7 protein-coding genes are annotated in these 16683 nt (G+C 44.7%); 6 read left to right on the forward strand and 1 reads right to left on the reverse strand.

The window, feature by feature from the left end; genetic code table 11:
- The first annotated feature begins 67 nt into the window (after positions 1-67).
- The 3 genes from FEM55_RS13345 to FEM55_RS13355 all read left to right on the forward strand — a co-directional run bounded on the left by FEM55_RS13345 (position 68) and on the right by FEM55_RS13355 (position 6143).
- Positions 68-2758: an MGH1-like glycoside hydrolase domain-containing protein gene (locus FEM55_RS13345; protein ID WP_138281870.1), complete on the forward strand. Its 2691-nt coding sequence runs from the start codon at positions 68-70 to the stop codon at positions 2756-2758.
- Positions 2759-2806: 48 nt separating this feature from the next.
- Entirely contained in the window at positions 2807-4570 is a 1764-nt protein-coding gene (locus FEM55_RS13350) for a phospho-sugar mutase (protein WP_138281871.1), read from the forward strand.
- Positions 4571-5000: 430 nt separating this feature from the next.
- Positions 5001-6143, forward strand: a complete 1143-nt coding sequence (locus FEM55_RS13355) for a carboxypeptidase-like regulatory domain-containing protein (RefSeq protein ID WP_138281872.1) — start codon at positions 5001-5003, stop codon at positions 6141-6143.
- A 28-nt stretch (positions 6144-6171) separates the two neighbouring features.
- Here the strand turns inward: FEM55_RS13355 and FEM55_RS13360 are convergent, their stop codons facing one another.
- A complete protein-coding gene (locus tag FEM55_RS13360; protein ID WP_229209249.1) occupies positions 6172-7596 on the reverse strand; it encodes an FG-GAP repeat domain-containing protein in 1425 nt (474 codons plus the stop codon).
- Positions 7597-7927: 331 nt separating this feature from the next.
- Between FEM55_RS13360 and FEM55_RS13365 the strand changes: the two genes are divergently transcribed.
- The 3 genes from FEM55_RS13365 (at position 7928) to FEM55_RS13375 (ending at position 16642) form a co-directional block, all read left to right on the forward strand.
- Positions 7928-11179 (forward strand): SusC/RagA family TonB-linked outer membrane protein, encoded by a 3252-nt coding sequence (locus FEM55_RS13365; protein ID WP_138281874.1) that lies wholly within the window; start codon positions 7928-7930, stop codon positions 11177-11179.
- A gap of 63 nt (positions 11180-11242) precedes the next feature.
- Complete coding sequence (locus FEM55_RS13370) at positions 11243-12985, forward strand: RagB/SusD family nutrient uptake outer membrane protein (protein WP_138281875.1); 1743 nt, start codon at positions 11243-11245, stop codon at positions 12983-12985.
- 99 nt (positions 12986-13084) lie between these two features.
- Entirely contained in the window at positions 13085-16642 is a 3558-nt protein-coding gene (locus FEM55_RS13375; protein WP_138281876.1) for a VCBS repeat-containing protein, read from the forward strand.
- Positions 16643-16683: the final 41 nt, after the last annotated feature.

Raw genomic sequence — 16683 nt, forward strand, 5'->3', positions numbered from 1 at the left:
GGAAACCTGCATCTTAATTTTTGTAGATTTACAATGAATTTCATTCCTTTCAGAAAATAAAAATATAATGGCACACGGCGCTGAAAAAGTTAGATTAAGCCTTCAGAAAGAAAATACGGGATGGAAAAAGTGGGGCCCTTATTTGTCCGAACGTCAATGGGGAACGGTCAGAGAAGATTATAGCGGAAATGGCGATGCATGGAACTACATAACCCATGAAATGGCACTTTCCAAAGCCTATCGCTGGGGTGAAGACGGAATCGGAGGTTTTTCTGACAATAAACAGCATATATGTCTGTCGTTCGCATTCTGGAATCACAAGGATAAACTGATCAAGGAAAGAATATTCGGTCTTACAAACCGGGAATCCAATCATGGCGAGGATGTAAAGGAAATGTATTATTATCTGGATAGTACGCCTACGCATTCCTATACGAAGATGTTGTACAAATATCCTCAGCAGCCTTTCCCGTACGAAAAGATCCGTCAGGAAAATGCCCGCAGAGGCAAACAGGATCCGGAATACGAAATCATGGATACCGGAGTGTTTGAAAATGACGAGTACTTTGACATTTTCATCGAGCATGCGAAAGCGGATGAAGAAGATATTCTGATGAAAGTCACCGTTTTCAACAGGGGTCCGAAAGATGCTCCGATAACCGTTCTGCCTACGATCCTGTTTCGCAATACGTGGTCCTGGGGTTACGAGGCTTTCAATTACAAGCCGATCATGAACGGCATTTCAAACCGTCTGATCGAAGTGACGCACCGGAAACATGGCAAGTATAATCTGTATCTGGATAATGCGGATGAGCTGCTGTTCTGTGAAAACGAGACCAATTTTAAAAAGCTTTACGGAACTTCCAATAATACTTCTTACCCGAAAGACGGGATCAACGACCATGTTGTAAGCGGAGGAAAGTCAGGAACGATCAATCCGAACAGCATCGGTACCAAGGCATCTGCACGATTTACGAAAACCATAAAAGCCGGCGAAAGCGCCACCTTCAAGCTGCGATTTGTGAATCATACCATTTCGGAGCCGTTCGGAGGTTTTGAAGATCTTTTCAGCAAAAGAATCCGGGAAGCGGACGAATTTTATGACGACCTGCAGAAAGAAGTTTCCGATCCTGACCTTAAATCCATTCAGCGCCAGTCGTATGCGGGCATGTTATGGAGCAAACAGTTTTATTACTACAACGTTTATGAATGGCTGAAAGGCGACCCCGCGCAGCCCGGACCCAATCAGGGGCGAAAATGGGGGCGGAATTCGGGATGGAAACATCTGTATGCCGCCAATATCATTTCGATGCCGGATAAATGGGAATATCCGTGGTTTGCGGCGTGGGACCTTGCATTTCACTGTGTTCCGCTGGCGCGCGTGGATGCAGGTTTTGCAAAAAGGCAGCTTGAAATTCTGCTGCGCGAATATTACATGCACCCGAACGGGCAGATTCCTGCCTACGAATGGAATTTCTCGGACGTCAACCCGCCTGTACACGGCTGGGCGACATGGAAAGTATACGAAATTGATCAGGAACAGAATAACGGCGTAGGCGACATCGAGTTTCTGGAAAAAATATTCCACAAGTTGCTTCTGAACTTTACGTGGTGGGTAAATCAGAAAGATGATACCGGAAACAATATTTTCAGCGGCGGATTTCTAGGTCTGGACAATATCGGTGTTTTTGACCGGTCCACGCCGATGCCGTTCGGTGGAAAGCTGCAACAGGCGGATGCAACAGGCTGGATGGCCATGTACACGCTGAATATGCTGCGGATTTCGGTTGAAGTGTCGCTGGTCCATCCGGTTTATCAGGATATGGCTTCCAAGTTCTTTGAGCATTTTCTGCACATTGCAGGTGCCATGGAATCGATCGGCGGCAAGAATTCCTCGATCAGCCTTTGGGATGAGGAAGACCAGTTTTATTACGATGTTATCCATATTCCGAACGGACAAAGCATTCTGCTGAAAGTGCGTTCCATTGTCGGGCTTATTCCGTTGTTTGCCGTTGAAATTCTTGATCCGCAAAATCTCGACAAACTGCCTGTTTTCAAACGGCGCGTGGAATGGGTACTTGCCAACCGGCCGGACCTTGCACGTCTGATTTCAAGATGGTTTGAATCCGGAAAAGGAGAAAACCGCCTGCTTTCGATCCTGCGCGGACACCGTATGAAAATGATTATGAAACGCATGCTGGATGAAAGCGAGTTTTTGTCCGATTTCGGCGTGCGGGCGTTGTCCAAGTACCATGAAGCAAATCCTTACAAGTTTTATATAAACGGAGAAGTTCTTCAGGTTGATTATACGCCTGCGGAGGCGCTTACGGATATCATGGGAGGAAATTCGAACTGGCGCGGGCCCATCTGGTTTCCGCTGAATTACCTTGTATTTGATTCGTTGATGAAATTTCATGCGTATTATGGCGAAGATTTCCTGATCGAATATCCGACCAATTCGGGCAACCTGACAACGATTAAAGATGCTGCCGTTGGAATAGCCTGCCGCCTTATTGATATATTCAAAAAGGACACTGAAGGTAACCGCGCTGTATACGGCCACGATGAGAAAATGCAAAAAGATCCGCATTTTAATGAACACGTTTTATTTTATGAATATTTTCATGGCGATAACGGGCGCGGATGCGGTGCAAGTCACCAGACAGGCTGGACAGGGCTGGTGGCTGAGCTGATCCATAAAACAGCTCATGAACAGGTAAAACAACTTGAAAAAGAGGAACTGGAAATAAGTAAATAATTCCGGTATATATATTTACACTATAAATCAATTCTACTAAGCTTTATTATGACCGCAAAATTGGAACCGAATGTAATGACCAAGGTAAGTAGCTGGCTTACCGGAGATTACGATATCGATACAAAACAATCCATTCAACAGTTAATTGATGAAGGAAATGACACCGAACTGACGGATGCATTTTACAAAGACCTGGAATTCGGAACAGGCGGTTTGCGCGGATTGATCGGAATAGGTTCCAATCGCATGAACCGGTATACCGTAGGCACTGCTACACAAGGACTTGCCAATTACCTGAACAAGGCATTTCCGAATGAAGAAAAGAAAGTGGCCATTGCTTATGACAGCCGCATTAAATCGGACGAATTTGCACGGATTATAGCGGATATCTTTTCTGCAAACGGTATCTCGGTTTATCTTTTTGAGGCATTGCGCCCGACGCCTGAATTGTCGTTTGCCATTCGTCTTCTGGGATGTAAAAGTGGGGTTGTGGTGACAGCCTCGCATAATCCGAAAGAATACAACGGTTACAAGGCTTACTGGGATGACGGCTCGCAGGTGGTTGCTCCGCATGATTCCAACATCATTGATGAGGTAAATGCGATCCAATCCATTGATGAAGTAAAATTTGAAGGAGACAATTCGAGAATCACCAAAATCGGTGCGGAAGTAGACGAAAAATACATTAACCATATTCTTTCGCTTTCTATTTCCAAAGGCGCACTCGAACGTCAGAAAAACCTAAAAATCGTATATACGCCGTTGCATGGAACGGGTGTGACACTGGTTCCGGCTTTGCTTTCCAAAATGGGATTTGAAGCCGTTACGGTCATTGAAGAACAGGCTGAGCCAAAAGGCAACGGACAGTTCCCGACCGTTGTTTATCCGAATCCGGAGGAAAGTGAAGCCATGTCGAAAGCAGTTGCAAAAGCCCGCGAAATCGATGCGGACCTTGTACTTGGAACAGATCCGGATGCAGACCGGGTCGGGATCGCCGTTAAAAATCATCATGGCGAAATTCAGTTACTGAACGGAAACCAGACGGCAAGCGTGCTGATTTACTATCTGCTGAATGCGTGGAAAGATGCCGGCAAGCTTACAGGAACGCAGTTCGTTTGCAAAACCATTGTAACAACGGACCTGATCGATAAAATGGCAGCTGCTTATGATGTAAACTGTTACAATACATTAACGGGTTTCAAATACATTGCGCAGGTTATCCGTGAAAAAGAAGGCGTTGAGCAATTTATCGGCGGAGGCGAAGAAAGCTACGGTTATCTGATCGGTGATGCAGTTCGTGACAAGGATGCTATTGCTTCCTGCGCCATGATTGCGGAGTTAACGGCTTATGCCAAAGATAAAGGGCTGAGTCTGTTTGATATGCTGATGGAAATTTACAAGCAGTTCGGCTTTTATTATGAAGGTTTGATCTCGCTGACCAAAAAGGGCAAATCCGGTGCAGATGAAATTCAGCAGATGATGGCAGATTTCCGTGCCAATCCGCCAAAGACGCTTGCAGGTTCGCCGGTAATCCGGATGGATGATTACAAAGCTTTGACAACCACTGATTTTACAAGCGGCACAACCAGTCAGATTCCATCCGGTGAAATGGGTATCGAAACGTCCAACGTGCTTCAGTTTTTTACCGAAGACGGAACGAAGTTCACATGTCGTCCATCCGGAACAGAGCCGAAGATCAAATTCTATGTTGGTGTAAGAGCCGCTCTGGAAAAGAATGAGGATTTTGATGCTGTTTATGCTGCCTTGAAGGATAAGGTTAAGTCAATCGGCGAAGAGCTTGAATTGAAATAGTTTTATGTTTCTTTTTAATCAAGGGCTGCTCTTTGTAAAGAGTGGCCTTTTTTGTTTGAAAAATTTGTCTGGAAACAGGCAACTCCTTCTCCGGAGCAGAATGGAGCGCCTCGGTGGAGTATCCTGTTTGTAGCAAATTTGTTTTTACATGTGGTTTTGGCTCCGGAGGAGCCTTCTGGAAACAGGCAATTTCTCCGGATTTTTACAATTGTGTTTCAATTCTCATGTTTTTTCTACAAACAGAATGCTCTTCCGGAGCAGAATGGATCGCCCCGGAGGGGCATCCTGTTTGTAGCAAATTTGTTTTTACATGTGGTTTTGGCTCCGGAGGAGCCGCCTTTGTTTACGATTATGCAACAAATCATGTACATATCCAGCAGATTACAAAACCCTACTTTATATTTGGGTCAAAAAGCTTTGAATTTCGTTTATGTGTCTGATTTTAACACGCCATTTCATTTGTAATCTGCAATTCATTGCCTTTCTACTGCTATTTGCCATAACTCAAACCTTTGCCCAGCAAAGTACTTCCGTCACATTAACCGGAAAGGTTACTGACGAAAAAACCGGCAAGCCACTGCCTTTCGCCAACGTTTTTATCAATAATTCTTCCATTGGAACCAATGCTGATGAAAATGGTAACTACAAACTGCCTGACCTTTCCATTGGAAACATTGAAATTGCCGTCTCGTTTCTGGGATACGAAACCATCAAACAGACGCTTCGTTTCGAGCAGCCGGGCCTGAAAACGGTGCTGTTCAAATTGAAAGAAGGAATGGAACTTCAGGGTGTTACCGTTTATGCCAGAAAAAACAAGAAAAGAGAAAAACATTTAAAAATAATTACCCGTGAGTTGCTGGGAAACAGCCAGTTTAGCAAGCAATGCAGAATTGTAAATCCGGAAGTACTGCGTATTTCGGAAGATGATGACGGCCATCTGGGAGCACAGACAACCAAGCCGCTGATTATTGAAAATAATGCACTGGGATACCGTATTCATCAGGATCTGGATGACTTTGATTATTTTAACGGAAAAGTTTATTATGGAGGCAGCACGCGCTTTGAGTTGCTTGCACCGAAAGACAGTCTCCAGAAGAAATCGTGGCGCTTAAATCAGAAGATCGCTTATCAGGGTTCGTTGAAGCATTTACTGGCCAGTATGGTTGCCGACAGCTTACAGGAACAAGGCTTTAAAGTATACCAGGTTATTCCGGATTCCTTGCGTATGTTCAAATCGGTGCGGTCTGTCAATGGTGTTAATACGCTTGCTAATCATTTGCATAACCGGATTGAGGCCATAAGAGGAATGAGGCTGATCCAGCCCGGCGAACTGATTACAGAGCGGCTTGTCATTTCGCGTACGCAGCTCGAAATCTTCAATACTAAGAAAAGAGGAAGGTCGCCCTATTCGGATATGCCGTATGCTTACTCGCAGATTACATTTCCTCAGGGTTACATGATTATTACGCCGCAAGGCTGGGTATCGATGCCAATGGGCTTTGAAATTGCAGGCGAACTGGCAAATGACCGTTTTTCAACCCTTTTGCCTGCAGACTGGAAAAGAGACAATTAGCTGCTGGCTTGAATTTAACTTTCAGCGGTTATTTATTCTTTTTATTCAAAATGTTGTTTTCCAGTACGACAAAAGGAGTGTGTATATTCCAGCTTGGCTTTACATTTTCTTGATTCAGAAAGCCTTTTGAATAATTTCCCAGGACGATATCTATATCGCCGTCATTGTCGTAATCGCTTGCATCCATACAAATCCAGCGGCCGCTTGCCGCAACAGGAACATTATGTGGCTTGAATGTTATGCCTTCATTAACGTGTTCAAAATACAAAAATGTTTGGGCCGGATTGCTTTTGAAATCTGCGAAAAAAGCAATTACGGCAACATCAATATCTCCGTCTTTGTCAAAATCGGCGGCAATAGCCTTTGTACAGCCATTTACCGGGTAAAAGTATGATTTTTCAAAATGTAGGTTGCCTGTATTTTTATAAATGTAAATGCCATGATAAGGTTTCAGGATTCTGGAATAATCGCTGTTGTCGCCGGCTGTATATACAATGTCTTCTTTCCCATCTTTATCCATATCGATCAGTTGAAAGCTGCTGGAACCAGATGAAGGCGGAAAACGCAGGATGTTTTTTGTAGTAAATCCGCCATGCTGATTATTCAGGAACAGCCATATTCCCTCGTCGCCATGTGCAAACAAAGTCATGATATCCGGCCAGCCGTCATGGTTGAAATCCTGTACAACACTTTGTGTCGCGCCCGGAACTTCCCGGACCGGCACTTTTTCAAAAGTATGATCCGCATCTTGTTTTAGAATATACAAACCTCCGCGGTTGTGCCCGAAAGCACATACGACATAATCCTGCAATCCATCCTTATTATAATCCAGCGGCCGGGTTTGTATCGGTCGGATCAGGTCCGATGACAGTAGATTAGCTTTGCTGTCTTTTTGTCTGTATTCTAATATTTGCCCTTTGGTATGATCGGCTGCCTGCATTCCGCCCATGCACGTTATGATATCTTCCTGGCTGGTTTGTTGTGCAAATGAAATGTCGATTGCAGCGGAAGGCAAGTCTGAGCTGAGAATTATTTCGAGGTTTGAACTGTATTCATATATAGCAGAGCGTTCAGAACTACTTGTTACAATCTGGTGTCTTTTTTCATCGATGGCAACCATTGTCGTGCTGCTGACTGCATCCGGATTTTCTGCAGGTTTCTTCAATGTAAAATTGCACCAGTCATCTGAGGCAACAACTGGAACAGTTGCTTTTTGCAGTGTATCCGGTGCCAGTGTCTTGTAATACTCGACCAATCTGGACCATTCTTTACCTGTGAGTACCGATTTCTTGTCTGTCAGATAAACATTTCCCTGTAATACTTCAATGCCCAGCTGGCCGGCCATTGCAGGCAACACACCATTAATCCACGTTTTTTTATCAAGTAAGGCCGGTTCCGGAAACAAATGGCAGCTGCTGCAGTACTTCCCGGCCAGTAATTTGCCTTCTGTCAAGGCAGATTCTTTTTCAAACTGACAAGAAAGTACAAGAATGTATGTGACTATTATTAAAAACGTACGTCTAACAAGAAATAAATAGTGATACAAATTTATCATTCAATTATAAGGAAATAAAAAGTTGCTATCGGTTACAAACATTATGTTTTTACAAATTTTGGCTACAAAATGGTAACAAGTACCTTAAAATCCAATTTGAGTGACATTATTTTATCCTTTTATAATACTATTTTTTCACTACAAAAAAATATTAGCAGGTATGAGACAAAATTATGTTCAAATAATTATAAATTTGGTTGCTTAAAGATTATTAACCTAATAGAAAATTATGAAAAGAATTTACAGGAATCCTGCGAGGTACCTTGTCTTCTCTCTTGTGCTCAGCCTTTTCTCGTTGGCGGCATTTGCACAGGAAAGAAAGGTAACCGGAAAAGTTACAGATGTTGCGGGAGTGGGGATCCCGGGTGCAACCGTTGTCCTGAAAGGAACACAGACCGGAACCAACACCAATGGTGACGGTGAATTTTCACTTACTGTAAGATCGGGGAACGATGCACTGGTTGTCAGTTTTGTTGGCTACAAAACAATTGAAGTACCGGTCGGCAATCAGAGCGTTGTCGATATTAAAATGGAAGACGACATTTCCAGTCTTGAAGAGGTGATTGTTACGGGTTACACCGTTGACAGCCGGCGCGAAACTACAGGTGCCGTTGCGACCGTAAAATCCAAGGACCTTACTGCCACACCGTCCGGTAACGTTGAGCAGCAGCTTCAGGGACGCGTTGCGGGTGTAACGGTGATTACCAACGGGCAGCCCGGAACAACCAGCCAGATCCGTGTAAGAGGATTCGGTGCATTTGGCGGTAACGAGCCTTTGTACGTTGTGGACGGTGTCCCTACCGGCTCCACCGACTTCCTTAACCCGGATGATATTGAGTCAACAACGGTTTTGAAAGATGCTGCTGCTGCTTCAATCTATGGAGCACGTGCTGCAAACGGTGTAATCGTTTACACCACTAAAAAAGGTACCAAAAAAGCTAAAAAGCTGAGCATTACTTATGATGGTCTGTTTGGTATCACAACACCCGGAAAGGGCCAGAAAATGCTTACGCCGCAGGAACAGGCTGACTGGACTTGGCAGGCCATCCGTAATGATGCTTTCCAGGGTGACTCGCTTCCTAAATTCACCAACGTAGCAAGCGGACAATACGGAAACGGCGACACACCTGTACTTCCGGATTATATCAATGTCGGTGGTGCAACAGGCGTACGCGGAACATTGGATCTTGCCGCAGAAAAACTGAAATACAATGTGAATCCTGCTGCGGGTGCTATTTATCAGGTTGTTCGTGCCAATAAGGAGGGAACGGACTGGTATGATGCCATTACACGCAACGCACCGCTTCAGCGCCATACCCTGGGCTTTTCAGGCGGTGGTGACAACAGCCGTGTTTATGCGGGCTTCAGTGTCCAGGATCAGAAAGGTATTTTGCTGAACAACAGCTTTAAACGTTATGCTTTCCGGATCAATTCTGAATTCGATGTGCTGAAAAACCTTAGAATCGGCCAGAATGCACAGTTTACTTATCTGCAGGTGCTGGGCCAGGGCGGCGGCGGCGGCGGACAAGGTGTTTCTGCAGATGAAAATGATATTCTTTCCGCATTCCGTATGCCTTCCATTATTCCGGTATATGACGAATTCGGCGGATATGCAGGAACAGCTGCAAAAGGCTTTAACAATCCCCGCAACCCGGTTGCAAGCCGTGACGGACTGGCCAATAACAGCGCTTTCGCTGGTAACGGTTTTGGTAATTTCTATGTTGAACTGGACGTGATTCCGGGACTGACACTTCGTTCAAGCATTGGCGGACAATTCAACAATTACAGCAACAGAGGTTTCAACAGGCTGCAATATGAAAACTCTGAAAACAATTCTGCATTTGGTTACAACGAAGGCTCAGGCCATCGTTTCGCCTGGACTTTGACCAACACTCTGAATTTTAAAAAACAGTTTGGTTTGCATGCACTGGATGTAATTGTTGGTCAGGAAGCACTAAACAGCGGAGCCGGTAAAAACCAGAACTCCTCTGGTCTGAACCCGTTTTCAACGGACGTCAACTACATCAATATGAACAATGTCAGTTCTAAGATCGTTGGCAGCGAGTTCTATAAAGGGGTGAATTTCTACTCTTTGTTTGGCCGTGCCAATTATACCTTTAACGACAAATACATTGTTACCGGGGTTGTAAGAAGGGACGGATCTTCCAGGTTCGGATCAAACAACCGCTACGGTGTATTTCCTGCATTCTCGGCAGCATGGCGTCTGTCATCGGAAAACTTTATGAAAGGTATTCCGTTCATCACCGAAATGAAGATCCGCGGAGGTTATGGTTTGATGGGTAATTCCAATAACGTGGATCCGAACAACCAGTACAGCTTGTACGGAGCCAATCTCGGTGAATCGTCGTATGACCTTAACGGAACAAATTCCAGTGCACTGGAAGGTTACTATCGTACCCGTATCGGGAACAGAAGTGCCAAATGGGAAACCAGTATTACCAAAAACATTGGTATTGATGCGACCTTCTTCAAAGGAAAGCTGGACGTAATTCTTGATTTCTGGCAAAAAGATACCAAAGACTTGTTGTTCCAGGTTCCGGTTACAGCTACTGCAGGTTATAAGGCATCTGCACCTTCTGTTAACGTGGGCAAAATGTCCAACAAAGGTATCGACCTGCAAATCATTACAAGGGGCCGGTTCAGCGACGATCTTGGTTATGAATTCAACTTCACAGCCGGCGTTCTTAAAAACAAAATAGAATCACTGGCACCGGGACTTGATTACCTTACTTCTGTAAATCCCGGTTTCCGCGGCATTAATCCGATCCGGAACCAGAGAGGATACTCCATTTCTTCTTTTTACGGCTACAAGGTAATGGGCCTTTTCAAAGACCAATCCGAAGTGGACAGCGCACCTGATCAGGATGGAGCAGCACCGGGCCGTTTCCGCTATGAAGATGTGAACGGTGACGGCGTAATCAACACCAATGACCGTGCTTACCTTGGCAGCCCGGTTCCGAAATTTACCGGCGGTGTCAACCTTCGCTTTACTTACAAAGGCTTTGATCTTGAAACATATATGTATACATCCATTGGCAACAAGATTTTCAATGTTTCCAAATGGTTTACTGACTTCTATCCGTCTTTCACAGGCGCGGCTGTTAGTGCGAGAGTTAAAGATTCCTGGCTGCCAGATCACACGAATACAAATACCCCGATCTTCGAAAGCACATCCAATTTCAGCACAAACACGCAGTCGAACTCGTTCTATGTTGAAGACGGCTCGTTTTTCAGAATGCAGAATATCACATTGGGCTATACGCTTCCGGGAAATCTGCTGAGCAAGATCAAAATGCAGAAACTCAGAGTATTTGCTTCAACAAATAACCTGTTTACGGTAACGAAATATCAAGGTCTTGATCCGGGCGTTGGCGGTAATGCGGATACAAACTTCGGTATTGACGTAGGTAACTATCCGATCACAAGAAGCTACACAGTAGGGATCAACCTTGGATTCTGAAATTGAAACCCGTAAAAATTGATTTCACAACTTCGGTTAAGATTTTGACAAAAATTAAATAAAATGGAAAAAATAATATCTAAAGGAGGATTGGCTGTTTTAATGGTAATCATGCTGATCGGTTACTCCTGTAAAGAAAGTTTTCTTGAAATCCCGGCAACCGGCCAGCTTGATGAAGGCCAGCTTTCTACCAAAAAGGGGATTGAAGGCGTGCTGGTTTCTGTTTACGGCCAGCTTAACGGACGTGCCAACCGGATGGCCAGCGCCAGCAACTGGGTTTGGGGAAGTATCCGCGGCGGCGATGCAAACAAAGGTACCGATCCGGGCGATTTCAGTGATATCAACCCGATCCAGCGATTTGAATATCTTACAACACAGGGTGTTATTGCGGATAAATGGACCGGAAATTACGAAGGCGTTGCACGTGCCAATCTGGTGATCAAACTGCTGGGAATAGCCAAGGAAGACGTGACTGAAAATGACAAGAAACGCATTGGCGGTGAAGCAAAATTCTTGCGTGCCCACTATTATTTCGAGCTGAAAAGAGGTTTTAACAACACGCCTTACGTGGATGAAACCAAGGATTACGGCACGGACATTGAAAAGGTATCCAATAATGTGGACTTGTATCCTTTCATTGAAGCCGACCTTAAATATGCCTATGAAAACCTGCCTGAAACGCAAACTGCCGTTGGACGGGTGAACAAGTGGGGCGCTGCGGCATACCTTGCAAAAGTATACATGTACCAGAAGAAGTTTGCCGAAGCAAAGGCTTTGTATGATCTGATCATTGCCAGTGGAAAAACGACAAACGGTAAAAAGTACGGCCTTGTTGCCCGGTATCAGGATGCATTCAAAGCTTCCAACGATAACAACGAAGAATCGGTATTTGCCATTCAGGCGGCTGCCAATACGGGAAGTGTAAACAATGCAAACCCCGATTTTGACTTGAACTGGCCATACAATACAGGTCCGAACGGTCCCGGAAACTGCTGCGGTTTCTTTGCGCCGAGCTTTGAACTGGGCAACTCTTTCAGAACAGATGCAACGGGGCTGCCTTTGCTGGACGGTTCTTACAATGCCGCTGCCAATGAGCTTAAAACGGATATGGGTTTGAAATCAAAAGATGCATTTACGCCAGATGCAAAACCGGTTGATCCGCGTCTTGACCATTCCATCGGCCGCAGAGGTATTCCGTATCTGGACTGGATTGATCATCCGGGTAACGACTGGATCAGAAATCAGGCTAATGCCGGTCCTTATTCAAGTAAAAAATATGCGTATTACAGAACGGACGTAGGTTCTTTGCAGGATAACAGCTCATGGACGCCGGGCTATACTGCTATTAACGTAAACATCATTCGTTATGCAGATGTTTTATTGATGGCTGCAGAAGCCGAAATCGAAGTAGGATCGCTGGAAAAGGCAAGAGAATATACCAACCTTGTCCGTCAGCGTGCAGCCAATCCTGCCAGTTTTGTAAAACGTGCCAATGGCGAAAATGCTGCCAATTATGTAATCAGCACGTATAAAACGCCTTGGACTTCCAAAGATGTAGCTCGTACTGCCGTTCGTTTTGAGAGAAAGCTGGAACTTTCAGGAGAAGGCCACCGCTTTTTTGACCTTGTTCGCTGGGGAACCGCAGAAAAGGAAATCAATGCTTATCTGGCTTACGAAAGCAAAAAGCTGAGCGGTGCGCTGGGTGGCGCGAAATTTACTCCCAACAAAAACGAGTATCTTCCACTGCCGCAGGATCAGGTCGATTTGCTTGGTAAAGATGTGCTTATCCAAAATCCGGGTTACTGATCTTTTTCAATACAGGTGACAAAAGGAGATGGTATTGATTTGCCATCTCCTTTTATTAATTTCGAGGTATCCGTTCCTATCTTTTCATTGCATTACACAATGTTCTTAAAGTACTTACTTTCTGCACTCTCCGCAGTTATTTTCCTGATTTCCTGTAAAAAGGACCTTAAAACGTTTACCCAGCTCGACAGTGAAGAAACCGGCATTCAGTTTGCCAACCGAATTGCTGAAAATGATACGATGAACATTCTTTCGTTCGAGTACGTGTACAATGGCGGGGGCGTAGCTTTGGGTGACTTTAACAATGACAGTCTGCCGGATGTTTATTTTACCGGAAATTCGGTGGATAACAAACTGTATCTGAACAAAGGTGATTTCAAATTTGAAGATATCACCAAAACAGCAGGCGTGGAAGCATCGAACAAATGGTCGACAGGTGTTGCGCTTGTGGATATAAACAATGACAATCTGCTGGATATTTATGTCTGTTCCTCCGTGCGCAAAGTACCGCAGGAACGTGAAAACCTGCTTTATGTAAATCAGGGACTTGATAAAAACAAGGTTCCTGTTTTCAGGGAAATGGGAAAAGAATACGGCATTGCCGACACGACGCACACCACAAACGCTGCTTTCCTGGATTATGACAATGATGGCGACCTCGATCTGTTTCTGGTTGTCAATGAAATGGATGATAACAATTTTCCGAACAAGTACCACAAAAAGATTACAGACGGGTCTTCGCGGAGAACCGACCGGCTTTACAGAAATGACTGGGATGAGAAGCTGAAACATCCTGTTTTTACCAATGTTTCCAGAGAAGCCGGCATACTCATTGAAGGTTACGGGCTGGGTGTGAATGTAACCGATGTAAATCAGGACGGCTGGAAGGATATTTACGTGACCAATGATTATCTCACGAATGATTTGCTATACATCAACAACGGTAACGGCACATTTACGGACAAAGCGCCATCCTATTTCAAGCATACGTCGCATTCTGCGATGGGCAACGATGTGGCCGATATAAACAATGACGGATTGATGGATGTTATTGCCGTTGATATGATGCCGGCTACCAATCGCCGCAAGAAAATGATGACGCCTGCAAACAGTTACGTAACGTATCAGAATAACGAACTCTTTGGTTATCAGTATCAGGTGGCACGCAATACGTTGCAGCTGAATCTTGGAAACCTGAACGGTAAAGGCAAAGATCCGGTTTTCAGCGAAATAGGGTTGCTGAGCGGAATTGCCGAAACGGACTGGAGCTGGACGCCTATGGTTACGGATTTTGATAATGACGGATTTCGCGACGTGATCATTACAAACGGTTTTCCGCGTGATATTACAGACCTTGATTTTATAGCTTACCGCAACGAAGTTTCCAGCGTTATGGAACCCATGATGATGCTCGATTATATTCCGACGGTCAAAATCCGGAACTTTGCTTTCAAAAATAAAGGCGGTCTGCAGTTTGAGGATGTTACGGACGACTGGGGCATTGAACTGCCAAGCTTTTCAAACGGCGCCGCTTATGCCGATCTGGACAATGACGGCGATCTGGACTATGTGGTCAACAACATCAATGATTCCGCTTTTGTGTGCCGGAACAACAGCATTCAGCTCAAACCGGAAGAAAGCAATTACCTCCGGATCGAATTTAAAGGCGAAAGAAGCAATCATGCCGGAATTGGCGCCGTTGCAGAAATAACTTACGCAAATGGCCAGAAACAGATTTCAGAAAATTCTCCTTACCGCGGATATTTATCAACGATTGAGCCGGTTGTGCATTTTGGACTGGGTAAAAACAAAAAAGTCGATCAGCTGAAAGTCACGTGGCCAGGCGGAAAAAGCCAGGTTATTAAAAATATTTCTGCAAATCAGGTTGTTGCTGTTTCTGAAAAAAATGCTGCTTTTATTTCGGAAGAAAAAGAAGATGTTGTTGAGAATACCCTTTTTACAGACATTACTTCAAAGCTGAACGTTGGTTACAAGCATGAAGAAACAGATGCCATTGATTTTAATCTTCAAAAACTGCTGCCGCACAAACTGTCGCAGTTCGGGCCGGCAATGGCTGCAGGTGATGTAAATGGCGACGGGCTTGATGATGTTTTTGTCGGAGGCGCATTTCAGCATAAAGGTCGTTTCATGTTGCAGCAGCCTGACGGAAAATTCAGGGTTGCAGACCTTCTTCCCGGTGCCGACGGTCCGGAAAAAATAACAGAAGACATGGGCGTTTTGCTTTTTGATGCGGATAATGACAAGGATCTGGACCTGTATATTGTAAGCGGAAGTTACGAACTGCAGACCGGTTCGCAGGGCTTGAAAAGCATGCTGTACCTCAATGACGGAAAAGGAAAATTTGTAAACGATACGGCTGCGTTGCCGCCGTTTCTGGTTAACGGCTCCTGTGTAAAAGCAGTTGATTATGACCGCGACGGCGATCTGGACCTTTTTGTTGGCGGCAGAGTGGAATCCGGTGCATATCCGAAGGCAGTTTCCAGTTATGTGCTCCGCAATGATACGCAGAACCATGTAGCCAAGTTTTCAGATGTTACGGCCAAAGCCGCGCCGGAACTGGCCAATATCGGCATGATCTGTGACGCATTATGGACCGATTTCGATAACGATGGCTGGACAGACCTGATTCTTGCCGGCGAATGGATGCCGCTTACTTTTCTGAAAAATGAAAACGGGAAATTGAAGAAAATCACTTCCGGGCTGGAAGGGAAAAAAGGTTGGTGGGGAAGTCTGCTTGCAGGTGATTTTGACAATGACGGGGATATGGATTATATCGCAGGAAATCTGGGTATGAACTCATTAAGCCGGGCTTCAGAAAGCAGGCCTGTGAGCATGTATGCAAAGGATTTTAACAATGACGGTTATTTTGATGCTATACCAACTGTTTTTTACAAAGCAAAAGACAATTCATACAAGGAATTTCCGTACAATACCCGCGACGACATGGGCAAACAGATCATTCAGGTTCGCCAGCGTTTTCAGGAATACGGGAAATTTGCAGAGGCTTCGTTAACGGATATTTTAAAACCTGAAGAACTGAAAGATGCCTTGCATGTAAGCGTAAATTGGATGAAAAGCAGCTATGTTGAAAACCTAGGCAATGGAAAGTTCGCTATGCATGAATTGCCCGTTGAAGCGCAGTTTGCACCCATTTTTGGTATGATCGCGGATGATTTTGATCAGGATGGAAACCTGGATGTCATGCTTTCGGGAAATGATTACGGATCGGAAGTTTCCGTTGGAAGATATGACGCGTTTTATGGCCTTATCTTAAAAGGAAACGGTAACGGAAAATTTCAGGCATTAAGTCCTTCGCAAAGCGGATATGCCGCTTCCGGCAATGCAAAAGGCTTGATAAAACTTCCGGCTTCGGGCAACAAGTGGATTGCTGTCACTTCGCAGAACCGCGACTCGCTGCGCTTCCATGAAATCCGGAAAGAAATGAAGAAAGTAAAGCTGGCGCCGATGGAAACAACGGCATTGCTGAAACTGAAAAACGGTAAAACCCGACGCGAGGAAATCAGTTACGGCTCTTCTTTTCTTTCACAATCCACACATACGCTTTTTTTACCGGCGAATACGGATGAAGTTGTTATCATGGATTCAAAAGGCACAAAAAGAGTCGTTAAAGAATAATCTGTTCGTTCTTTTGAATACAAAAAAGCCGCTGCAAATTG

Origin of the sequence: Dyadobacter sediminis (assembly GCF_005860765.1) — a bacterium.
Lineage (GTDB): Bacteria > Bacteroidota > Bacteroidia > Cytophagales > Spirosomataceae > Dyadobacter > Dyadobacter sediminis.

Coding starts and splice junctions, on each gene's coding strand:
- FEM55_RS13345 (WP_138281870.1), top strand. CDS start 68: ATGGCACACGGCGCTGAAAAAGTTAGATTAAGCCTTCAGAAAGAAAAT.
- FEM55_RS13350 (WP_138281871.1), top strand. CDS start 2,807: ATGACCGCAAAATTGGAACCGAATGTAATGACCAAGGTAAGTAGCTGG.
- FEM55_RS13355 (WP_138281872.1), top strand. CDS start 5,001: ATGTGTCTGATTTTAACACGCCATTTCATTTGTAATCTGCAATTCATT.
- FEM55_RS13365 (WP_138281874.1), top strand. CDS start 7,928: ATGAAAAGAATTTACAGGAATCCTGCGAGGTACCTTGTCTTCTCTCTT.
- FEM55_RS13370 (WP_138281875.1), top strand. CDS start 11,243: ATGGAAAAAATAATATCTAAAGGAGGATTGGCTGTTTTAATGGTAATC.
- FEM55_RS13375 (WP_138281876.1), top strand. CDS start 13,085: ATGTTCTTAAAGTACTTACTTTCTGCACTCTCCGCAGTTATTTTCCTG.